Below are 20774 nucleotides of genomic sequence, written 5' to 3'. Positions count from 1 at the left end.
CATGGGACGTATTGACTACCTGCACGACCCGGACGCACCGTCGGCTAACTCGGTTGTGCCGTCCGTCGTTGCTTTCGTCCAGAACGACGCGGGGCAGGTGTTGATGATCCAGCGTTCTGACAACGGCAGGTGGGCACTGCCAGGCGGTGGTCACGACGTGGGGGAGTCCATCAGTGACACGGTCGTGCGTGAGGTCTGGGAAGAGACCGGCATCAGGGCGGAAGTGGTCGACGTGTCCGGCCTCTACACAGACCCCGGGCACGTCATGCAGTACGACGACGGTGAAGTCCGCCAGCAGTTCAGCATTTGCTTCCGGGCCCGGCCGGTCGGCGGCGACCTCCGTACGAGCAACGAAACGACTCAGGTCCGCTGGGTTGCCCCGGCGGACCTAGCGACGCTGGACGTACACCCCACGATGCGGCTCCGGATCGAGCACGCCATGGACCGAACGCGCACGGCGCCCTACATCGGCTGACGCTTGGCGGCGGCGACTCGTTCGAGCACACGGCATGTGCAGGCGAGGATCTCCGGCTCAGCCCGCCGGATGAACTTGCCGATCAGGCTGTCCGGCCCGTAGCGCCCGGTGATTTCGTTGATCCGGTCTACGGGGTTGGTCGGGGTGCCGTCCGGAGTGGTGTTCATGTCGCAATAGCAGAGTGCATCGTTCAGGTGCGCGCTCTCACGGGGGAACTCGCCGTCAAGCTCAGCACGCAAGCCGCGCGCGTCCGCCTCAAGCCACGAGCACGAGTGATGGGCGACCAGGTTGACGACCTGGGCGTCGGCGCCGGCCACGTCTCGGAGGTACCGCGCGCCGTCCAGGGGATGGAAGCCTGTCTTGGCGAGATCCGGCGCGTAGCCGATGTCATGCAGGACCGCCGCAGCCTCCAACAGGTCCGCGTCCCGGTCGAGGATGAGCGCGATGGTGCGCGCCCGCTCAGCGACCCCTAGGCAGTGTTTCCAGCGTCGCGGCAGCGGCTCAGCGAGCAGCGACTCAGCCAGGGGATAGGCCCACTCCGTCAACGTCGGCAAGCTACGAACGCCCCTCTCGTACCGGCACGGCGCGGACCGTCCGCACCTTGCCCTGTCCTCCACCCGCCAGCACGCCAGCGGCTTCCAACTTCTCCAGCGCCTTGGTCACGGTCGGACGCGACACCCCGAACCGTTCGGCCAGTGCGGAAGCGCTTGGGAACGCTGCCCCGACATCGAGGCGTTCATCCGCGATGACGTCCGCGATGCGCGCTTCGAGGGGGCGCCGGTCGCTCTGCGCTCCAGCACGTACGACGCGCCACCTACCACCCGGCGCAGGCTCGGCGACGCCGTCCTTCTGAAGAACTCCGAACGCCCGGAGCGCGACCCCCCGAGAGATCTTGTAGTCGCGCATGAGATCAGCAGCAGACGGAAGTTCCGACATGTCCGGGTCCGCCTCGATCTGTGTCTTCACTGCATCTGCGATCTTCAGGAAGGTGCCACGGGGGCTGGACTGCTGCGACACTCACTCTCCCTCTCTACGCACCTGGTGCAAGTCTTAAGAGTCGCACGCCCGGACGACGGGCGAGGAGAGGGCGAGGGAGCTGGCCGCCGATCCTGATGCGCCAACGCTTGGGGTGGGCTTAAGAGCGCGTGATGAGTCGTGTTGAGGTTGGCGGCTGCAGCCACGCGGTAGCAGCAGAGGCAGGCATCGAAAGGCTGCGGCACCTTCTTCACGTCTGATTCGCCTCTGGTGCTTCGTCGGTCACGGCGTCTTCCGTCTCAATGATCAGCGGACTCGGCAGGTCCCAGCCTGGCACGATGCCAACCGTGCTCAGCAATTCGTTCCTAATTGCCTCAGCCTTCGCGGGTTCAGCCATGACAGTCCGGGCCATCAGCAACAACTGAGTGCTCGTCACTAGGCAGTGCCCCTTGCTTTTACTGTAGGAGAGCATCTGATCCGGGAAGGCGGGTTGCGTTCTTTCAGTCAGGCTCTTCTCGCGCCAGGCGTTGACAATGAGAATGGCTACCGGGGCCGACTCTCCGGCAATGATCTCTTCTGAGACCCATTTCTCCAGTTGTGCGGCATGCTTTTCGGCGGCACTCTTGCTGATTCCCTTAACCTCGACGACAGCCTGAGAATCACCCGATTTCACGCGGATATCGGCCCTACCCTGCACGGTGGGTAGGATCTCAAAGCCGAGAGTTTGTAGGGCTCGTTCGACTTCAGACTCCAGGGCGCCACCTTGGCTGTATAGCAGACGCTTCCATTTCTCCTCCTCCGCCTGCGATGCCTTGACTTTGTCAATTTTTTCAAGGAGTTCCTTGAGTTCGTCTTGCAGCGTCGACAACTGGGCATCAAGGGTGCGCGCTTCGGGGAAGGAAAAACCGGCGACCCAAACGGGCGCGTCTTCGGTTTCCTCTCTCATCTGGCTGCACAGCCAAGCGTGCAACAGCTCAGGCGTGGAGGAGTGCTCTTGTTCTGCGGTGCTGGGACCTGACTCCTCGTCTCCCTCCTCATCTCCATTGGGGTCCCAATAGGGTTCGGGAAGGATTGCGAGAATTCCTCCATCTTTGTGTCTTACGTACGAGCCAACCGTGTTATCGGTTTGGGAAATCTTGAACGCGGGCGACCCGGGGTACTTCTTGAGGACTCCCCTGTATACCCAGTATCCTTGAGTTTCTCGCCACAGAGGCTGAAGCGGTCCTGGCAATGCTTCAGTTTCCACCCCCACACCTGGAGATATTTCCAGTTCAAATGGGAGAGCGCGATGAAAGCTGATCGGTGCCACTGTCCGGGTCTCGACCCTATTCCTTCCGGTACCGGAATATGTTCGTTCGCCGGTAGGGTACAAAATTTCATGATTCCGTCCCGGGAAAATAACCAGGGCTCTACCTAGCCTTAGGATTTCCTTAAATTCATCGCGTCGTCGCTGAATAGCCTCTAGGAACTGCCTAGATTGTCCATCATTAAGTGTTGGTAGACCTTGTTCTTTTCTGCAGACATCGTTGTAGTGATCGAAGGTTCCTTCGATGTCCCACATGACTACATCGAAGTCATAGCAGGAGACTGTCGACGCGAACTTAACCTCTAGAGAATCCTCAATAGGATAGTTGCAATCGATTAGCATAGTTCTCATACAGATATAATGCCAGTCTTCCCCTGTTCGTGTATGTCATTTGCTCAGAGATCGTCTCCAGGTTGACGCGGAGCCGGATGTGGCGCACGGCCATCGTGGACGGCACTCTTCACGGGGCCCCTGGAGCGGGGGCTTCGTCCAACTTCCCGTAGGAGTCCAGCATCCAGCGGACGCCGTTGTCGTCGGTGAAGTACAGGGTGGGACGGTTGTTGTACAGAGTCGTCGGCGACCAGTGCTGCGACAGGAATCGTGCAGCCCGCCCTGGCCCGAGTACGTGCACGGGCAGTGTCAACCGCTCCCCTCGCGGCTCCGACGCTTCGTTCCACTGGCCACGCCACTCGTAGACCTCTGCCGCGGTGTGCGCGCTGCCGAATCGGACTTCGACAGCATGTATGGGCATGTCACTCTCATTGTGTGCAGTGACCACCCAGTGATCGTCAGGGACAACTGCGCCCTGCCCGTCGGTCGTGGCACCAGCCCGACGATCGTGCATGCGTACTCGCCGGGCCTGCGTCCACCGTCGATCCTCCGCAGCAGCGCGCAGCTCTCCACGCTCCAGCTCTAGGTTCTGCTGTTGCTCGCCCATGAACCGCGACTGCTCGGCAATGAAATGCCGCTGTTCACCGATCTGCCTCCGCTGGCTCGTGATCGTTTGGTACGCGAAGACCGCCGCTCCGATCGCGCCGCCCGCTCCGATCCATGTCGGCACATCGCCCCAGTCCGCCAGGCCCATGCCTGCCCCTTCCTGCCGACGGCTGCGACTCGGTTGAATGGTTGCGCCGCCTTCTCACCGTTTCGGATTCGCAGACACTGACGCCCCTCCAGTGCTTACAGTTCCGGGCATGTCACGAGGACACTGTCAAGATCCGGACGAGACGTGGACGAGATGCGCTGAGTCGCGATGACCGATGTGTAAAGCAGCAGGTCAACGCGCAGATGGGCTGACGCTCTTGAGGGGACTGTAAATCTGCCGGCTCAGCCTTCCCAGGTTCGAATCCTGGCGCCGCCACGCTGAGAGAAGGAACCCCTCCGAACTGTGGAAACGCAGGGCGGAGGGGTTCTTTCGTGTTGGCCGGGGCGTCCGGGCGCCCAGGTATGTCCGGGGGAGGGGACGGAGAAGTCGGGACAGCGTGGCTTCAGTCTTCCTCGGAGGGTGCCTTCGCCGCCCTTTTCACCTCCGCCTCGACGTCGTTCCGCGGTCTGTTCTCGTCCTTGGCGTATTCGGTCACCGTGGCCTGGACGTCGCGGGCCAGGTCGCGCCAGGCTCGCCAGGCGGTCTCGTAGGTGTCGGTCTGGATCTCCGACCAGGGAGTGGCCGTGGGAGCGCCGTAGGCGTCCCGCAGCGCTTCGACCCTCGCGTGTGCCTCGTCGGCCGCGCGTTGCTTCTGCACGAGTTCCTCGAAGGTATGTGCCACGTGTAGGGATGCTAGGGAGGCCGGCGCACTTCCGCGCGGTGAGCGGGGCGCGTCCCGCCAGGGGTACCCGCGTGGCCCACTGGGGCAGACTGGCCCCATGTCCAGCCCGTCCAGCCGCCGTAGAACCTGTCCGGAGTGCCGTCGCGAGATCGCCGTCGTCGCCGGACGGTTCGCCCGGCACGACCCGCCGGGGGCGCGGGAGACCGGCGGCCTGGTGTCCTGTCCCGGCTCCCGCAGCCCGGCGCAACTCGGGGCCGCGCAGCCGTCCTTGGACGGCTACGTCGTGCCGGAGTTCCCGGGACAGCTGCCTCTTTTCTGACCGCGCGGGCGGCTCCCGCGATCCGCGGTCGGGGCCGCCTCCGCCTTCGCGGTCGGCTCCGCGGGGCCGCCCCGGGGCGCGGGTGTCAGTTCCCCGCCACCGCCTTCACCGCGACCGCCACCGGGGCGGAGCCCCTGATCAGCTCCAGGACGAGACCGGACGTCGCCGGGGTGTCCACCAGTTCCGCCAGGACGGCGGCCACGTCGTCGCGGGGGACGGGTCCCCGGCCGGTACGGGCCTCCAGGCGCACCAGACCGGTGCCGGGGTCGTCCGTGAGCGCCCCGGGGCGAAGGATGGTCCAGTCGAGGGACTCCAGGCCCTGCACGTATGCGTCCGCCTCGCCCTTGGCGCGCTGGTAGACGTCGAAGATCTCGTCGCCCCGGTGGTCGGGGTCCGCGCCCATGGACGACACGACCACGAAGCGGCGCACCCCCGCCCGCACGGCCGCGTCGGCGAACAACACCGCCGCACCCTTGTCGACGGTGTCCTTGCGGGCGACCCCGCTGCCCGGGCCCGCACCCGCCGCGAACACGGCCGCGTCGGCTCCTCGCAGCCGCTCGGCGACTTCCTCGACGGACGCCGACTCCAGGTCCAGGACGATCGGTTCGGCTCCGGCCGCCCGCAGGTCGTCGCTCTGTTCCGCCTTGCGGATGATTCCCGCCACCTCGTCTCCGCGCGCGGCGAGCAGACGCTCCAGCCGCAGTGCGATCTGACCATGACCACCAGCGATGACAATGCGCATGTTCTCGACCGTACGCCCGGACAGCCCCGTCCGCCCCACGACGCGGGTCGGGGGCGGGTCGGGTGCGGCCCACGACGCGGGTCGGGGGCGGGTCGGGTGCGGCCCCGAGAGCCCGGCCCAGGCCGCCCTCCGCCGCCTGGCTCGGGAGGCGGTCGGGAACCGGCCGGGATTTCGCGCGCACTTCCAGGATCCCGACCGGGACGGGCCGACGCCCGGTCAGGAAGCGGTCGGCGGGGGGCCCTCGGCCGGGGCCCGGACGTCCCGTTCGGCACCGGGAGGAACGGCGTACGGTGTTCGACTGCGTCCTGCCGTTCCCCCGCGCGGTCCCGGCGCCCGCAGGCCCGTCGCCGCTAGGACAGGTCCCCGCGCCCCTGTCGCGGCAGGCCCAACTCCGTGCCGACCGCCGAGTCGCAGTACTCGCGGACCGCGCTCGTGCGGGTCACGACACGGCCCTGGTGGATGACGATCCTGCTGTACGCCAGTGACAGGGCGCCCGCCAGCCGGTCGCCGCGGACGGCCAGGAGGTCGGCCGGGAAGCCCGCCTCGACGCGCACCTCGGGCAGGCCCAGGGCGGCACGCGCGGACGCGCTCACGGCGTCGTAGGCGTCCTCGGGGCGCAGGCCGTGACGGGAGGCCAGAAGATAGGCGGCCTCCAGGGGGTCGCCCCGGCCGACCGGGTTGCCGACGTCCCGCAACGCCCCGCTGCCCGCCGCGACCCGCACGCCGGCCGCGCGCAACAGCCGTACGGGCGCCGTGCCCCGGTGTTCGACGCCTCCGCAGCCGCCCTGGGGGAGACAGACCACCGTCACGCCGGCGGCGGCCAGTTGGTCGGCGGTGCGGCCGGCCGCGTCGGCGGGGAGACGGCCGAGGCCGCCGCAGGGACTGAGGGTGACCCCGGGGCGCAGACCACCGGCCATCGCGGCGAGTCGGGCGAGGCGCGCGGGATCGCCGGCGTCGCTGTGCAGGTCGACGGGGCAGCCGTGTTCGGCGGCGACTTCGAGCACGCACTCCACGTAGCCCGTGGGGTCGGGGTCCAGGTCGGGGCAGCCGCCCACCGCCGAGGCGCCCATCTTCACCGCGTCCCGCAGCATGGCGAGTCCGTCCGCTCCCGCCGCGCCCGTCAGCAACCGGGGCATCGCCACCGTCGTCAGCTCCGCGAGCCCGCGCAGCGAACGGCGGGCCCGCAGGACGGCGGCCAGCGCGCCCAGCCCCTGGACGTCGCCCACGTGGACGTGCGCGCGCAGCGCCGTCGCGCCGTGGCCCAGCTGCACGAGCGCCGCCTCCGTGGCGCGGCGCTGGACGTCCGCCGGGGCGTACGAGACGGGGCCGTCGGCGTCGGCCGTGAGCGCGGTGTCGGCGTGCGCGTGCGGCTCGGCCGGGGCCGGGAGCAGGAGGTAGCCGCCGAGGTCCACACGGGCGCCGGTGGACGTGCCGGGGCGGGCCGGTCCGGCCGTCAGACTGCCCGCCGTGCCGACCGCCTCGATGCGCCCGCGGCCCAGCCGGACGTCCACGGTCCGGCCGTCCGTCAGACGGGCCCCGCACAGCAGCAGGGCCGCCGGGGCCGGGGAGCCGTCGGAGGCGCCGGACGAGGACGACCACGAGGGGGGCGGCTGCGGCTGGCTGTCGGGCATCGGGCTCCAGGGGCTCGGGACTGCGCCGGTGGCGCAGCACACGCTGATGACGCAGGCGTCGCGCGAGGACGCATGATCACGCAGAGTGAGTCGAGCCTAGGACGGCGGTTCGGCGCGGGCGGGGAGGAGCGCAATAGTCGTACCGGTGTGGTCCGGCGTGCGGGAGAGGTCCCTGGGGCGGCCGGGACCTCGGGAGACGCCACCTTGGGCGGTCCCGGAGGCCCCGGCGAAACGGATTTGGGTGAACGGCTGGGGACCGTGTAATGTCTTCATCGCTCGCCCCAATAGCTCAGTCGGTAGAGCGTCTCCATGGTAAGGAGAAGGTCTACGGTTCGATTCCGTATTGGGGCTCTGGTGGGTGAGGTTCCCGTCGCGAGACGGGGCCCGATCCCATCAAAGCGGTGTAGCTCAGTCGGTAGAGCAAGCGGCTCATAATCGCTGTGTCACCGGTTCAAGTCCGGTCACCGCTACTGACAGTAGCCGATTGTGGGGTCGGTCCTTCGATCGGCTACTCTTCTATGCGTTATATGCATTAAATCGTCCCATCCGTTCGTCAAGGAGCACTCCTGTGGCTGCCACCGACGTCCGCCCGAAGATCACGCTGGCCTGCGTGGAGTGCAAGGAGCGGAACTACATCACCAAGAAGAACCGGCGTAACAACCCGGACCGACTGGAGATGAAGAAGCACTGCCCGCGTTGCAACGCGCACACCGCGCACCGCGAAACGCGATAAATCAGGCTCGTATGCGAGGCCGTCCCCGAGTGATCGGGGGCGGCCTCGCGTCGTTGAGCGACTTGTAACGGTCAGTAGAGCGACGCAGTTCCACAGCGGCGCGCAGCAAGTCAGGAGGTGCCGAGGCCCATGGCACTCGACCAGTCCTTCGTCGGGCGGACCTACCCGCCCACCGATCCCTATGAGGTCGGCCGGGAGAAGATCCGCGAGTTCGCCGAAGCCGTGGGGGACGCCCATCCGGCTTACACCGACCCGGACGCCGCCAAGGCCCTCGGGCACCCGGATGTGATCGCGCCGCCGACGTTCGTGTTCTCGATCACCTTCAAGGCGGCCGGTCAGGTCGTCCAGGACCCGCAGCTGGGTCTCGACTACACCCGCGTGGTGCACGGCGACCAGAAGTTCGCCTACAAGCGCCCGGTGCGCGCCGGTGACCGGCTCACGGTCACCTCCACCATCGAGGCCGTCAAGGCCATGGCGGGCAACGACATCCTGGACATCCGCGGCGAGGTGCACGACGAGGCCGGCGAGCACGTCGTGACCGCCTGGACCAAGCTGGTCGCCCGCGCGGCGGAGCCGGCGGCAGCCACGGCGGAACCTGACGGAAAGGCGTGAGAAACCGATGACGGCGAAGATCGCTTACGACGACGTCGAGGTCGGCACCGAGCTTCCGGCCCGGTCCTTCCCGGTGAACCGCGCCACACTCGTGCAGTACGCGGGGGCCTCCGGGGACTTCAACCCCATCCACTGGAATGAGAAGTTCGCCAAGGAGGTGGGCCTGCCGGACGTCATCGCGCACGGCATGTTCACCATGGCCGAGGCGATCCGCGTCGTCACGGACTGGACCGGCGACCCGGGCGCGCTCGTGGACTACGGTGTCCGCTTCACCCGGCCCGTCGTCGTCCCGAACGACGACCAGGGCGCGGTGATCGAGGTCACCGGCAAGGTCGGCGCCAAGCTCGACGACAACACCGTGCGGGTCGACCTCACGGTGACCAGCGCCGGACTGAAGGTCCTGGGGATGTCCCGGGCCGTCGTACGCCTGGCCTGAGAACGGCGGGCCCGCGGGGGCCGGCGGCAGGCGGTGCGGTAAGGGGCGTCCTCTATTGCGGGGCGCCCCTTACGCGTGCTCGGCGGTGGTCGCCCCGGGAGTGGTCGTGACGGCGGTGGTCGTCCCGGGAGTGGTCGTGACGGCGGTGGTCGTCCCGGCGGCCGCCCGGACCGCGGTGTCCGCCGGGTCTCGTAGGCTGGGCGCGTGCAGGAACTCCGTGACGCCCCGCTCGCCCCGCTGACCACCTTCCGGCTGGGCGGTCCCGCCACCAGGCTGGTGACCGCGACGACCGACGCCGAGGTGGTCGCCGCCGTGCGCGAGGCCGACGCCGACGGCACGCCGCTGCTGATCGTCGGCGGCGGCTCGAACCTCGTGATCGGCGACAAGGGCTTTCCGGGCACCGCCCTGCGCATCGCCACCCGCGGCTGCGGGCTGGTCGGGACGCGGCTCGAACTGGCCGCCGGCGAGGTGTGGACCGACGCCGTCGCCCGCACCGTGGACGCCGGGCTCGCCGGCGTCGAGTGCCTGGCCGGCATCCCCGGCTCGGCGGGCGCCACTCCGATCCAGAACGTCGGAGCGTACGGCCAGGAGGTCTCCTCGACGATCACCGAGGTCGTCGCCTACGACCGCCGGGCGGGCGAGACGGTCACGCTCACCGGCGAGGAATGCGCCTTCTCCTACCGCCACAGTCGTTTCAAAGCGGACCCGGAGCGCTATGTCGTCCTGCGCGTCCGCTTCGAACTGGAGGACGCGGGCGGGCTGTCGGCGCCCCTGAAGTACGCCGAGACGGCACGCGCGCTGGGCGTCGAGCCCGGGGACCGCGTGCCGCTCGCCGACGCCCGCGAGACCGTGCTGAAGCTGCGCGCAGGGAAGGGCATGGTCCTGGACGCGGAGGACCACGACACCTGGTCGGCCGGCTCGTTCTTCACCAACCCGATCCTCACCGACGCCGACTTCGCGGTGTTCCACGCGCGCGTGCGGGAGCGGCTCGGCGACGGCGTGGAGCCGCCCGCCTATCCGGCGGGCCCGGGACACACCAAGACCTCCGCGGCCTGGCTGATCGACAAGGCGGGCTTCACCAAGGGGTACGGCAGCGGGCCCGCCCGCATCTCCACGAAGCACACGCTGGCCCTCACCAACCGCGGTACGGCCACCGCGGACGACCTGCTGGCGCTGGCCCGTGAGGTGGTCGCCGGGGTGCGGGAGGCCTTCGGGATCACGCTGGTCAACGAGCCGGTGATGGTGGGCGTCGAGCTGTAGGGCCGGGCGCCGGGCTCGCCTGTGAGACACGGCCCGCCGCTCCTCCCCGAGGCGACGCCCGGCCGGTCCCCGCCGGGCGGTCGGGCCTGTCCGCCGTACCGCCCCGCCCGGCCTTCCGTATCGCCCCTAGTAGGCCACGCCCACTCCCTGTTTCACCGTTCCCGCGTCCGCCACCATCGCCAGCATCGCGTGGGCCACGTCGGCGCGGCCGATGAAGCGGCCCCTGGGCGGGAACCCGCCCACCGCCACCCGGTACGTCCCCGTCACCGGCTTGTTCTGCAGGCGCGGCGGGCGTACGACCGTCCAGTCCGTGGCGCTGCGCGCCAGTTCGGCCTCCATCTCGCGCAGGTCGGCGTACACGTCCTTCAGGGCCGCCGAGACGATGGCGCGCGCGGTGCGGTCCAGGGCGCCGTCGCCCTCGGAGGCCGGGCCGACCGGGCCGGCGCTCACCACGAGCAGTCGGCGCACGCCCTCCGCCTCCAGGGCCGTCAGCACGGTACGGGTGAGGCGGGCGGCGATCCCGGCGTCCTTGCGGCGGCGCGCCCCGAGACCGGACAGGACCGCGTCCCGGCCGGTCACCGCGGCGCGCAGCGGCTCCGGATCGGTCAGGTCGGCGCGGATCACCTCCAGCCCGTCACCGGTGACCCCGAGGCCGGCCGGATCGCGGACCACGGCCGTGACCTCGTGGCCGGCGTCCAGGGCCTGGCGGACGACCTCCCGGCCGATGCCCCCGGTGGCGCCGAAAACGGTGAACCTCATGGCGTGCTCCCCTGCCCGGTCGGGTGGGTGAGTGCTCACTCACCCCTGCTCCCTCTAGGGTGGGTAAGCATTCACTCACCCGTCAAGAGGGGAACCCGTATGGAGCGACCGGCCCGCGTCCGCATCCTCGACGCCGCGCACGAGCTGATGCTCACGGTGGGGATGGCCCGCGCCACCACCAAGGAGATCGCCAAGGCGGCCGGCTGCTCCGAGGCGGCGCTCTACAAGTACTTCCCGAGCAAGGAGGAGCTGTTCATCCGCGTACTGGCCGAACGGCTGCCCCGGCTGTCCCCGCTGCTCAGCAGCCTCGTCGACGAGCCGGGACACGGCACCCTGGAGGGCAACCTCACCGAGATCGCCCGCCAGGCCGCCCTGTTCTACGAACAGAGCTTCCCGATCGCCGCCTCCCTGTACGCCGAGACGCAGCTCAAGCGGCGCCACGACGCGGCCATGCGGGAGCTCGGCGCCGGGCCGCACGTGCCGATCGAGCAGCTCGCGGCCTATCTGCGGGCGGAGCAGGCGGTGGGCCGGGTCCGGCCGGACGCGGACACGTTCGCCGCGGCCTCGCTGCTGATGGGCGCCTGCGCGCAGCGCGCGTTCGCCTACGACGCGGCGGGGGAGCGGCCGCAGGCGGACGGCTTCGCCGCCCGCCTCGCGCGCACCCTCCTGGCCGCCGTCGCCGCCTGACGGCTCAGGACGCCAGCCAGTCGTCGACCCCCGCCAGCAGCTTTCGCCGCACGTCCTCCGGCGCCGCCGAACCCCGTACCGACTGCCGGGCCAGCTCGGCCAGCTCCTCGTCCGTGAAGGCGTGGTGGGCGCGGGCGATGTCGTACTGGGCCGCCAGGCGCGAGCCGAACAGCAACGGGTCGTCGGCGCCCAGGGCCATCGGCACCCCGGCGTCGAACAGGGTCCGCAGCGGCACGTCCTCCGGCTTCTCGTACACCCCGAGGGCCACGTTGGACGCCGGGCAGACCTCGCAGGTCACCCCGCGCTCGACGAGTTTCTTGAGCAGGTGCGGGTCCTCGGCCGCGCGGACCCCGTGCCCCAGCCGGTTCGCGTGCAGGTCGTCCAGGCAGTCGCGCACGGACGACGGCCCGCCCAACTCGCCGCCGTGCGGGGCGGACAGCAGCCCGCCCTCCCGGGCGATCGCGAACGCCCGGTCGAAGTCGCGCGCCATGCCCCGGCGCTCGTCGTTGGACAGGCCGAAGCCGATCACCCCCCGGTCCGCGTAGCGCACGGCCAGCCGGGCCAGGGTGCGGGCGTCCAGCGGGTGCTTCATCCGGTTCGCCGCGACCAGCACCCGCATCCCGAGCCCGGTCTCGCGCGAGGTCGTCTCCACCGCGTCGAGGATGATCTCCAGCGCCGGGATCAGCCCGCCCAGCCGGGGCGCGTACGACGTCGGGTCGACCTGGATCTCCAGCCAGCCCGAGCCGTCCTTCAGATCCTCCTCGGCCGCTTCCCGCACCAGCCGCTGTATGTCCTCCGGCTCGCGCAGGCAGGAGCGCGCCGCGTCGTACAGGCGCTGGAAGCGGAACCAGCCCCGCTCGTCGGTGGCCCGCAGCTTCGGCGGTTCCCCGCTCGTCAGGGCTTCGGTCAGCGCCTCGGGCAGGCGGACGCCGTGCTTGTCGGCCAGTTCCAGCACGGTGGTGGGCCGCATCGACCCGGTGAAGTGCAGGTGCAGATGGGCTTTCGGCAGCTCGGAGACGTCACGTACACGCGGGGGGTTCGGGGGGCGCCCCCCTGAAGAGTGCAGCATTCAGCGATCCTGCCGTACGCGGGCTGCGTCCGGGTAGCCGATTCCCCGAACGTGGTCTTGCTCGCACACGGCAACGGGCCGCCTCCCGCAGGAGACGGCCCGCGGACCGCTCACGCGGCAGGCCGGCGTGCCAGGTCAGTCCCTGGCCTCCGCCAGCAGCTTCTGGACGCGGCTCACGCCCTCGACGAGGTCCTCGTCGCCCAGCGCGTAGGACAGGCGCAGGTAGCCCGGGGTGCCGAAGGCCTCGCCCGGCACCACCGCGACCTCGGCCTCCTCCAGGATGAGCGCGGCCAGTTCGACCGTGTCCTGCGGACGCCTGCCGCGGATCTCCTTGCCGAGCAGCGCCTTCACGGAGGGGTACGCGTAGAACGCGCCCTCGGGCTCCGGGCAGAGCACGCCGTCGATCTCGTTGAGCATCCGCACGATCGTCTTACGACGCCGGTCGAACGCCTCGCGCATCCTCTCGACGGCCGACAGGTCACCGGAGACGGCGGCCAGGGCGGCGACCTGCGCCACGTTGGAGACGTTCGAGGTGGCGTGCGACTGGAGGTTGGTCGCGGCCTTGACGACGTCCTTGGGGCCGACGATCCAGCCCACTCGCCAGCCCGTCATCGCGTACGTCTTGGCGACGCCGTTGACGACGACGCACTTGTCGCGCAGCTCGGGGACGGCGGCCGGCAGCGAGGTGAACGTCGCGTCGCCGTAGACGAGGTGCTCGTAGATCTCGTCCGTCATCACCCACAGGCCGTGTTCGACGGCCCAGCGGCCGATCGCCTCGGCGTCCTCGGCGCTGTAGACCGCGCCGGTCGGGTTCGACGGGGAGACGAAGAGGACGACCTTCGTGTTCTCCGTACGCGCCGCCTCCAGCTGTTCGACGGAGACCCGGTAGCCGGTCGTCTCGTCGGCGACCACCTCCACCGGGACACCGCCGGCCAGCCGGATCGACTCCGGGTACGTCGTCCAGTACGGCGCCGGGACGATGACCTCGTCGCCCGGGTCGAGAATGGCCGCGAAGGCCTCGTAGATGGCCTGCTTGCCGCCGTTGGTGACCAGGATCTGCGAGGGGTCGACCTCGTAACCCGAGTCGCGCAGCGTCTTGGCGGCGATGGCGGCCTTCAGCTCGGGCAGACCGCCGGCCGGCGTGTACCGGTGGTACTTCGGGTTCTTGCAGGCCTCGACGGCCGCCTCGACGATGTAGTCCGGGGTCGGGAAGTCGGGCTCGCCCGCGCCGAAGCCGATCACCGGCCGCCCGGCGGCCTTCAGGGCCTTGGCCTTGGCGTCCACGGCGAGGGTGGCGGACTCGGAGATCGCACCGACGCGGGCGGAGACCCGGCGCTCGGTGGGAGGGGTTGCAGCGCTCATGAGCCCCATGGTTCCAGACCGGAAACCACTCGGGCACACGGGTTTCACGTACTGAACATGTACGGGCAAAGCCCTGAACATCCGTCCGGATTCGCTTCCCCTGCTGGGCGATCTTGCGCCGAGGAGCTCCCCACAGGCCCTTTACGTTCGACGAGGCGCTCAAGACCACGTACACTCACACGTCGTTGGCCTTCGACAGCCGCGCCTCCCCAGGTGTACACCGAGCACCCGGTCGGATGCGGTACGTTGGGGGACACACAAAGGGTCGTAGCTCAATTGGTAGAGCACTGGTCTCCAAAACCAGCGGTTGGGGGTTCAAGTCCCTCCGGCCCTGCTACACACTCCGTCACCAGGATGTGTGCGCAGCGCATGTACGTACAGCAATGCACTCGCCGTGCGGCTCACACCGGGCGCGGCACGGCCACGACCCGGGAACAGGTGAGGACGAATGGCGGACGCCGTGGGCTCCATCGACACGCCTGATGCCCAGGACGAGGCGCCTGAGGCGAAGAAGAAGGCCCGCAAGGGTGGTAAGCGCGCCAAGAAGGGCCCGCTGAAGCGCCTCGCGACCTTCTACCGCCAGATCATCGCGGAGCTCCGCAAGGTCGTCTGGCCGACGCGGAACCAGCTGACGACGTACACCACCGTGGTGATCGTGTTCGTCGTCATCATGATCGGCCTGGTGACCGTGATTGACTATGGACTCAGCCACGCCGCCAAGTACGTCTTCGGCTGAGCCGAGAGCGAAGGGCGCCGAGGTATCCGGCGCCCCTTTCGCATGTTCCACCCCTATGTATCCAGGAAGAAGCAGCCACCGTGTCTGACCAGAACCTGAACGAGGCCGTCGAGTCCGTGGACGACGAGCTCGACATCGTCGAGGGCGCGGACGAGGACCTGGACGAGTTCGAGGCTGCCGAGGCCGAAGCGGGCGAGCCCGCCGAGGAAGCCGCGCTCCACGTCGAGGACGAGGAGGCCGAGGACGAGGAAGCCGCCGAGGCTCCTCTCGACGAGGCCGAGGCCGAGGAAGAAGAGCCGGCCGAGCCCGTCGACCCCGTCGTCGCCCTGCGCGAGGAGCTGCGCACCCTCCCCGGCGAGTGGTACGTCATCCACACGTACGCCGGCTACGAGAACCGCGTGAAGACCAACCTGGAGCAGCGCGCGGTCTCCCTGAACGTCGAGGACTACATCTTCCAGGCCGAGGTGCCGCAGGAAGAGGTCGTCCAGATCAAGAACGGCGACCGCAAGACGATCCGTCAGAACAAGCTCCCCGGCTACGTGCTGGTGCGCATGGACCTGACGAACGAGTCCTGGGGCGTCGTCCGCAACACCCCCGGCGTGACCGGCTTCGTGGGCAACGCCTACGACCCGTACCCGCTGACCCTGGACGAGATCGTCAAGATGCTCGCCCCGGAGGCCGAGGAGAAGGCCGCCCGTGAGGCCGCCGAGGCCGAGGGCAAGCCGGCTCCCTCCCGCAAGGTCGAGGTCCAGGTGCTGGACTTCGAGGTGGGCGACTCGGTCACCGTCACCGACGGTCCGTTCGCCACGCTGCAGGCCACGATCAACGAGATCAACGCGGACTCGAAGAAGGTCAAGGGTCTCGTGGAGATCTTCGGCCGCGAGACGCCGGTCGAGCTCAGCTTCGACCAGATCCAGAAGAACTAGCTTCTCTGGAACCCACGCCTCCGAACAGGTCAGACGGGCTGTCACAGCCCGCCTGACCTGCTCGGTTTTTGGCCGCGCATAGATACCCGTTATCGTTGTGCGGTATGCCTCCATCCGGGTCATCCGGAGCGGACGGCTGAAAAACTCTCACTAGGACCCGGAGAGAGCAATGCCTCCCAAGAAGAAGAAGGTCACGGGGCTCATCAAGCTCCAGATCAACGCCGGTGCGGCGAACCCGGCTCCGCCGGTCGGCCCCGCGCTCGGCCAGCACGGCGTCAACATCATGGAGTTCTGCAAGGCCTACAACGCCGCGACCGAGTCGCAGCGTGGCTGGGTGATCCCGGTGGAGATCACGGTCTACGAGGACCGCTCCTTCACCTTCATCACCAAGACGCCGCCGGCCGCGAAGATGATCCTCAAGGCCGCGGGTGTCGAGAAGGGCTCGGGCGAGCCGCACAAGACCAAGGTCGCCAAGATCACCGAGGCGCAGGTCCGTGAGATCGCCACGACCAAGCTGCCCGACCTGAACGCCAACGACCTGGACGCCGCGTCGAAGATCATCGCCGGCACCGCCCGTTCCATGGGCATCACCGTCGAGGGCTGACCTCACCCCCCGTACCAAGCAGAAGTGTGGAAGGGCCTGCTCGGCCCGGACCACGACTCCTCAGAATCACCAGGAGCAGTAGTGAGCAAGCGCAGCAAGTCTCTCCGCGCTGCGGACGCCAAGATCGACCGGGAGAAGCTCTACGCCCCGCTCGAGGCCGTCCGTCTCGCCAAGGAGACCTCCACGAGCAAGTTCGACGGCACCGTCGAGGTCGCCTTCCGCCTGGGCGTCGACCCGCGCAAGGCCGACCAGATGGTCCGTGGCACCGTGAACCTGCCGCACGGCACCGGCAAGACCGCCCGGGTCCTGGTCTTCGCGACCGGTGACCGTGCTGCGGCCGCAGAGGCCGCGGGCGCCGACATCGTCGGCTCCGACGAACTGATCGACGAGGTCGCGAAGGGCCGTCTGGACTTCGACGCCGTCGTCGCCACCCCGGACCTCATGGGCAAGGTCGGCCGTCTCGGCCGCGTGCTCGGTCCGCGTGGTCTGATGCCGAACCCGAAGACCGGCACCGTCACCCCCGACGTGGCCAAGGCCGTCACCGAGATCAAGGGTGGCAAGATCGAGTTCCGCGTCGACAAGCACTCGAACCTGCACTTCATCATCGGCAAGTCGTCCTTCGACGACGAGAAGCTGGTGGAGAACTACGGCGCGGCGCTGGAGGAGATCCTCCGTCTGAAGCCGTCCGCCGCCAAGGGTCGCTACATCAAGAAGGCCGCGATCAGCACCACGATCGGCCCCGGCGTCCCGGTCGACCCGAACCGCACCCGCAACCTCCTCGTCGAGGAGGACCCGGCCGCGGTCTGAGCCTGACAGCTCACCCTCAGTCGGTGACGAGCCCCGCACCTTTCGAGGTGCGGGGCTCGTCCCACTTCCCGTACGTCTTTGCCGTACGTCGTTTTCCCGGACGGCTGTCAGTGCCGTGGGTTAGCGTGCAGGGACGGGAATCTGGGGGGTGGGCGAATGAAGCGGGCGACCGTGCGCCGGGCGGGGCTGTCGATCGTTGCCGTGACGCTCTTCGCGGGGGTGACGGCCTGCGGCTCAGGGGGCTCAGGGGGTTCCGGAGGGGTCGAGGGGGCCAAGAGCTCCACGGGCTCCGGTGTGGGCGGGGGGAGCAGCCCGCGGCTGAGCCCCGTCGCGGCCCTGCGCACCGCCGAGAAGTCCACCGACGGCGCCGACTCCGCGAAGGTCGAGTCCAGCACGACCATCGGCTCGCTGATGTCGATGACCGCCGACGGCGCCCTCGGCTGGGGCCACGGTCTCACCGGCGCCCTCACCATCACGTACACCGGCGGCACCGTCGCCGATACGATGCGCCAGCTGGGCAGCACGTCGATGCAGGCGCGCTATCTGCCCGACGCGTACTACGCCAGGATGGGCGACTCCTTCGCGCGGCAGACCGGCGGCAGACACTGGATCAAGTACGCCTACGACGACCTGGAGCGCCTCGGCGGCAGCTCGGGTGCGTACCTGAAGGACCAGATGACCCACACCACTCCCAACCAGTCGGTCAAGCTACTGCTGGCCTCGGGGGACGTGCGCCGGGTCGGCACGGACAAGGTGCGCGGCCGCGACACCGCGCACTACGCGGGAACGGTCGACGTGGCCGATCTCACCGGGCGGAACTCCCACCTCAGCCGAAGCCAGCTCGACGACCTGAAGAAGACGCTGGAGGGAGCCGGCGTGACCACCGAGACGGTCGACGTCTGGGTCGACGACCGGGACCTGCTGGTGAAGAAGGTGGAGCGCGGCGAGACGGCGCAGGGCGGCTACACCCAGACCGCCTACTACAGCGACTACGGCACCACGGTCTCGGCGAAGGCCCCTGCGGCGGACGACACCGCGGACTTCACGGAGCTGGTACGGCAACAGGCAGGGGCGGGCGCCGGCTCGTAATTCACGGGACCCGCGCCGCCCCCCTGGGATACCTTCACGGTCCTGCTGTGCTTCGACCGTGTGTTCTCTGTACGGGTTCTGTGTTCTGGGGGAAGTTGAATGAGGTCTTCCGTGGGTCTCCTCGGGCTGTCCGCGCTGCTCGTCACCGGGTGCGCGGCCGGGGGCGGCGGCGAGAGCGGGGGCGACTCGGCGGCCGCGGCCGCCGTCGTACGGGCCGCCGGCAAGGCGGAGGAGCCCGTCTCGCTGCGTTACCGGATGACCGGCCGGACGCCGGAGGAGGGCCGGGTCAAGGCCGAGGCCGCGATCGGCGTCAAGCCGCCGGTGATGAGCCTGAAGTCCACGGTGCTCGGCGGACGCGACCGCGGCACCGGAGAGTTCCGGCTGGTCGGCGGGGTGCTGTACGTCGGCTCCGGCGAACCCGGTGAGGGCGGCAAGCACTGGGTGAAGTTCGGCGCGCGGGGCAGATCCGGCACGTCGAGCGGCAAGGTCGACACGAGCACGATGGTGGATCGGGTCCGCGAGAACCCCTCCCACGAGAGCGGGTTCCTCGCCGCGGCCGACGACCTGAAGAAGGCCGGCGTCGAGACCGTCGGGGGCGTCAGCACCACCCACTACACGGGAACGGCCACCGTCGACGCCATCCGCGCCTCCTACAAGGACGACGCGACGAACGTCCGGCAGCGGACCGAGAAGAGCCTCGCCCAGTACGAGAAGCTGGGCGTCGACGAGCTCACCATGGATCTGTGGGTCGACGCCCAGGACCGCACCCGGCAGATGCGCATGCAGGGCTTCGGGCGGCACGGCCAGCTCGACCTCACCTTCGCGTTCCTCGACTTCGGCAAGCCCGTGACCGTCAAGGCCCCGCCGGCCTCGGACACCCTGGACCTGGCCGCGGAGGCTGAGAAGGCCGGCCGCTGAGGTCGCCGTCAGAGGCGGATTTGCTTGACGGCGACCGGTTCACGTACTCTCCACGAGAAGCCAAAGACCGCTGGTCGTTGCCGTGCTCTCGCAAGAGGGGGCGGTGGCCGAAGGATCCGCTGCAATGCGGACGACCCGCGCAGGTGTCGTGGATGTGCTCCCGAGAGAAATCCTTTCATGGAATTCTGCCGGTCGAGCTACGCCCCGTGCGCCTGCGCCGGGGCGTTTCGTCTGTCACAGCCCCTTCTGAGCGGTCCTCATCACCCGGAAGGAGGCCGACGCTCATGGCAAGGCCCGACAAGGCTGCCGCGGTTGCCGAGCTGACGGAGTCGTTCCGCAGCTCGAACGCCGCCGTGCTGACCGAGTACCGGGGTCTCACCGTGGCGCAGCTCAAGACGCTGCGTCGTTCGCTCGGTGAGAACGCCCAGTACGCCGTGGTGAAGAACACGCTGACCAAGATTGCGGCCAACGAGGCCGGGATCAACACGCTGGACGACCTTTTCAACGGTCCGACGGCGGTCGCCTTCATCACCGGTGACCCGGTGGAGTCGGCGAAGGGTCTTCGTGACTTCGCCAAGGACAACCCGAACCTCGTCATCAAGGGCGGCGTCCTTGACGGCAAGGCTCTGTCCGCCGACGAGATCAAGAAGCTTGCGGACCTCGAGTCCCGCGAGGTTCTGCTCAGCAAGCTGGCGGGCGCCTTCAAGGGTAAGCAGACTCAGGCTGCTCAGCTCTTCCAGGCGCTTCCCTCGAAGCTCGTCCGCACCGTGGACGCTCTTCGTGCCAAGCAGGCCGAGCAGGGCGGTGCCGAGTAATTCGGCTCCCGAAATGATCGCCGCCTGAGGCAGCCCGCCTGAAGCAGCGGTCGTAGCGGGCCGAACGTACGCCCGCCAGACATGTACATACCGGCACCAGCCGAATTAGTGGAAGGAAAGCCGTCATGGCTCTCACCCAGGACGAACTGCTCGCCGAGTTCGAGGGCATGACCCTCATCCAGCTCTCCGAGTTCGTGAAGGCGTTCGAGGAGAAGTTCGACGTCACCGCCGCCGCCGCGGTCGCCGTCGCCGGCCCGGCCGGTCCGGCCGCCGCCGCCGAGGCCGTCGAGGAGCAGGACGAGTTCGACGTCATCCTCACGGGTGCCGGCGAGAAGAAGATCCAGGTCATCAAGGTCGTGCGTGAGCTGACCTCCCTGGGTCTGAAGGAGGCCAAGGACCTCGTGGACGGCGCCCCGAAGCCCGTCCTCGAGAAGGTCGCCAAGGAGGCCGCTGAGAAGGCCGCCGAGTCCCTCAAGGGCGCCGGCGCCTCCGTCGAGGTCAAGTAACACCCCGCGGTCGGCGACGACCGCGAGCGAAGGCTGAAACTGTCCCCTCGGGGGCTGTAACGCCCACGCACCGAAGAGCGATCATCCATCTGGGTGGTCGCTCTTCGTCGTTCCCGGGGGTGTGGCCACGGTTGCCTTGCACCCCTCTGAGCGGGGGGTATGGTGATCTTCGTCCTGTCTCCGGGTCCTCGGTTCACGCCAGGGGGCCTTGACGAACCGCACGCAGCGCGCAATTCTCAGG

Annotated in this window: 25 protein-coding genes and 3 tRNA genes; 18 read left to right on the top strand and 10 right to left on the bottom strand. The window is 68.9% G+C overall.

Annotated features, from left to right (window positions below; all coding sequences use genetic code 11):
• Position 1 precedes the first annotated feature (1 nt).
• Entirely contained in the window at positions 2–475 is a 474-nt protein-coding gene (locus ACFVYK_RS07760; RefSeq protein ID WP_389769849.1) for an NUDIX domain-containing protein, read from the top strand.
• Here the strand turns inward: ACFVYK_RS07760 and ACFVYK_RS07755 are convergent.
• The 5 genes from ACFVYK_RS07755 to ACFVYK_RS07735 form a co-directional block, all read right to left on the bottom strand.
• Positions 463–1029: an HD domain-containing protein gene (locus tag ACFVYK_RS07755; RefSeq protein WP_389769846.1), complete on the bottom strand. Its 567-nt coding sequence runs from the start codon at positions 1027–1029 to the stop codon at positions 463–465. The genes ACFVYK_RS07760 and ACFVYK_RS07755 overlap by 13 nt on opposite strands.
• Position 1030: 1 nt before the next feature.
• Positions 1031–1492 (bottom strand): GntR family transcriptional regulator, encoded by a 462-nt coding sequence (locus tag ACFVYK_RS07750; RefSeq protein ID WP_389769843.1) that lies wholly within the window; start codon positions 1490–1492, stop codon positions 1031–1033.
• A 208-nt stretch (positions 1493–1700) separates the two neighbouring features.
• Entirely contained in the window at positions 1701–3107 is a 1407-nt protein-coding gene (locus ACFVYK_RS07745) for a hypothetical protein (protein ID WP_389769841.1), read from the bottom strand.
• A gap of 109 nt (positions 3108–3216) precedes the next feature.
• Complete coding sequence (locus ACFVYK_RS07740; protein WP_389769838.1) at positions 3217–3507, bottom strand: hypothetical protein; 291 nt, start codon at positions 3505–3507, stop codon at positions 3217–3219.
• Positions 3508–4243: 736 nt separating this feature from the next.
• Positions 4244–4522, bottom strand: a complete 279-nt coding sequence (locus ACFVYK_RS07735; RefSeq protein WP_389769836.1) for a hypothetical protein — start codon at positions 4520–4522, stop codon at positions 4244–4246.
• A 97-nt stretch (positions 4523–4619) separates the two neighbouring features.
• On the opposite strand from ACFVYK_RS07735, the gene ACFVYK_RS07730 reads away from it, so the two are divergent.
• Entirely contained in the window at positions 4620–4841 is a 222-nt protein-coding gene (locus tag ACFVYK_RS07730) for a hypothetical protein (RefSeq protein WP_389769834.1), read from the top strand.
• A gap of 85 nt (positions 4842–4926) precedes the next feature.
• Here ACFVYK_RS07730 and ACFVYK_RS07725 read toward each other — a convergent pair whose 3' ends face one another.
• Positions 4927–5583, bottom strand: a complete 657-nt coding sequence (locus tag ACFVYK_RS07725) for an SDR family oxidoreductase (protein WP_389769832.1) — start codon at positions 5581–5583, stop codon at positions 4927–4929.
• Positions 5584–5933: 350 nt separating this feature from the next.
• Positions 5934–7214 (bottom strand): amidohydrolase family protein, encoded by a 1281-nt coding sequence (locus ACFVYK_RS07720; RefSeq protein ID WP_389769830.1) that lies wholly within the window; start codon positions 7212–7214, stop codon positions 5934–5936.
• A gap of 278 nt (positions 7215–7492) precedes the next feature.
• Here ACFVYK_RS07720 and ACFVYK_RS07715 point away from each other — a divergent pair.
• From ACFVYK_RS07715 to ACFVYK_RS07690, 6 genes are all read left to right on the top strand, one after another.
• A tRNA-Thr gene (locus ACFVYK_RS07715) sits at positions 7493–7565 on the top strand.
• Positions 7566–7611: 46 nt separating this feature from the next.
• Positions 7612–7684, top strand: a tRNA-Met gene (locus ACFVYK_RS07710).
• 98 nt (positions 7685–7782) lie between these two features.
• On the top strand, positions 7783–7947 hold the full coding sequence (gene rpmG, locus ACFVYK_RS07705; protein ID WP_003948671.1) for a 50S ribosomal protein L33: 165 nt from the start codon (positions 7783–7785) through the stop codon (positions 7945–7947).
• A gap of 129 nt (positions 7948–8076) precedes the next feature.
• Positions 8077–8559 (top strand): MaoC family dehydratase N-terminal domain-containing protein, encoded by a 483-nt coding sequence (locus ACFVYK_RS07700; RefSeq protein ID WP_389769827.1) that lies wholly within the window; start codon positions 8077–8079, stop codon positions 8557–8559.
• Between the two features lie 7 nt (positions 8560–8566).
• The gene (locus ACFVYK_RS07695; protein ID WP_389769824.1) at positions 8567–8995 is read left to right on the top strand and encodes a MaoC family dehydratase; all 429 of its coding nucleotides are present in this window, start codon (positions 8567–8569) and stop codon (positions 8993–8995) included.
• A 204-nt stretch (positions 8996–9199) separates the two neighbouring features.
• The gene (locus ACFVYK_RS07690) at positions 9200–10255 is read left to right on the top strand and encodes a UDP-N-acetylmuramate dehydrogenase (protein ID WP_389769822.1); all 1056 of its coding nucleotides are present in this window, start codon (positions 9200–9202) and stop codon (positions 10253–10255) included.
• Positions 10256–10381: 126 nt separating this feature from the next.
• Here the strand turns inward: ACFVYK_RS07690 and ACFVYK_RS07685 are convergent, their stop codons facing one another.
• Complete coding sequence (locus tag ACFVYK_RS07685) at positions 10382–11014, bottom strand: NAD(P)-dependent oxidoreductase (RefSeq protein WP_389769819.1); 633 nt, start codon at positions 11012–11014, stop codon at positions 10382–10384.
• Positions 11015–11113: 99 nt separating this feature from the next.
• Between ACFVYK_RS07685 and ACFVYK_RS07680 the strand changes: the two genes are divergently transcribed.
• Entirely contained in the window at positions 11114–11701 is a 588-nt protein-coding gene (locus tag ACFVYK_RS07680; protein WP_389769816.1) for a TetR/AcrR family transcriptional regulator, read from the top strand.
• 4 nt (positions 11702–11705) lie between these two features.
• On the opposite strand, the gene ACFVYK_RS07675 is transcribed toward ACFVYK_RS07680, so the two are convergent.
• Entirely contained in the window at positions 11706–12770 is a 1065-nt protein-coding gene (locus ACFVYK_RS07675; protein ID WP_389769814.1) for an adenosine deaminase, read from the bottom strand.
• Between the two features lie 135 nt (positions 12771–12905).
• Entirely contained in the window at positions 12906–14132 is a 1227-nt protein-coding gene (locus ACFVYK_RS07670) for a pyridoxal phosphate-dependent aminotransferase (RefSeq protein WP_389769811.1), read from the bottom strand.
• A 261-nt stretch (positions 14133–14393) separates the two neighbouring features.
• Here ACFVYK_RS07670 and ACFVYK_RS07665 point away from each other — a divergent pair.
• The 9 genes from ACFVYK_RS07665 (at position 14394) to rplL (ending at position 20533) form a co-directional block, all read left to right on the top strand.
• Positions 14394–14466: transfer RNA gene (locus tag ACFVYK_RS07665), tRNA-Trp, on the top strand.
• Between the two features lie 114 nt (positions 14467–14580).
• On the top strand, positions 14581–14868 hold the full coding sequence (gene secE / locus ACFVYK_RS07660; RefSeq protein ID WP_256918771.1) for a preprotein translocase subunit SecE: 288 nt from the start codon (positions 14581–14583) through the stop codon (positions 14866–14868).
• An 80-nt stretch (positions 14869–14948) separates the two neighbouring features.
• On the top strand, positions 14949–15794 hold the full coding sequence (gene nusG, locus ACFVYK_RS07655) for a transcription termination/antitermination protein NusG (protein WP_389769809.1): 846 nt from the start codon (positions 14949–14951) through the stop codon (positions 15792–15794).
• A gap of 169 nt (positions 15795–15963) precedes the next feature.
• Positions 15964–16398 (top strand): 50S ribosomal protein L11, encoded by a 435-nt coding sequence (rplK, locus tag ACFVYK_RS07650; RefSeq protein ID WP_020132675.1) that lies wholly within the window; start codon positions 15964–15966, stop codon positions 16396–16398.
• Positions 16399–16479: 81 nt separating this feature from the next.
• Positions 16480–17205, top strand: a complete 726-nt coding sequence (gene rplA, locus ACFVYK_RS07645; RefSeq protein ID WP_109003125.1) for a 50S ribosomal protein L1 — start codon at positions 16480–16482, stop codon at positions 17203–17205.
• Between the two features lie 156 nt (positions 17206–17361).
• A complete protein-coding gene (locus ACFVYK_RS07640; RefSeq protein WP_389769805.1) occupies positions 17362–18294 on the top strand; it encodes a hypothetical protein in 933 nt (310 codons plus the stop codon).
• Between the two features lie 99 nt (positions 18295–18393).
• Entirely contained in the window at positions 18394–19212 is an 819-nt protein-coding gene (locus ACFVYK_RS07635; protein ID WP_389769803.1) for a hypothetical protein, read from the top strand.
• 284 nt (positions 19213–19496) lie between these two features.
• Complete coding sequence (rplJ, locus tag ACFVYK_RS07630) at positions 19497–20027, top strand: 50S ribosomal protein L10 (protein ID WP_069770411.1); 531 nt, start codon at positions 19497–19499, stop codon at positions 20025–20027.
• Between the two features lie 125 nt (positions 20028–20152).
• On the top strand, positions 20153–20533 hold the full coding sequence (rplL, locus tag ACFVYK_RS07625; protein ID WP_351351609.1) for a 50S ribosomal protein L7/L12: 381 nt from the start codon (positions 20153–20155) through the stop codon (positions 20531–20533).
• The last annotated feature ends 241 nt before the right edge of the window (positions 20534–20774 follow it).

Source organism: Streptomyces sp. NPDC058291 (assembly GCF_042880855.1).
In the GTDB taxonomy this organism is placed as follows: Bacteria; Actinomycetota; Actinomycetes; order Streptomycetales; family Streptomycetaceae; genus Streptomyces.
The sequence above is the reverse complement of the archived record's forward strand: the minus strand, read 5'-3'. Positions and strand labels throughout refer to the sequence as shown.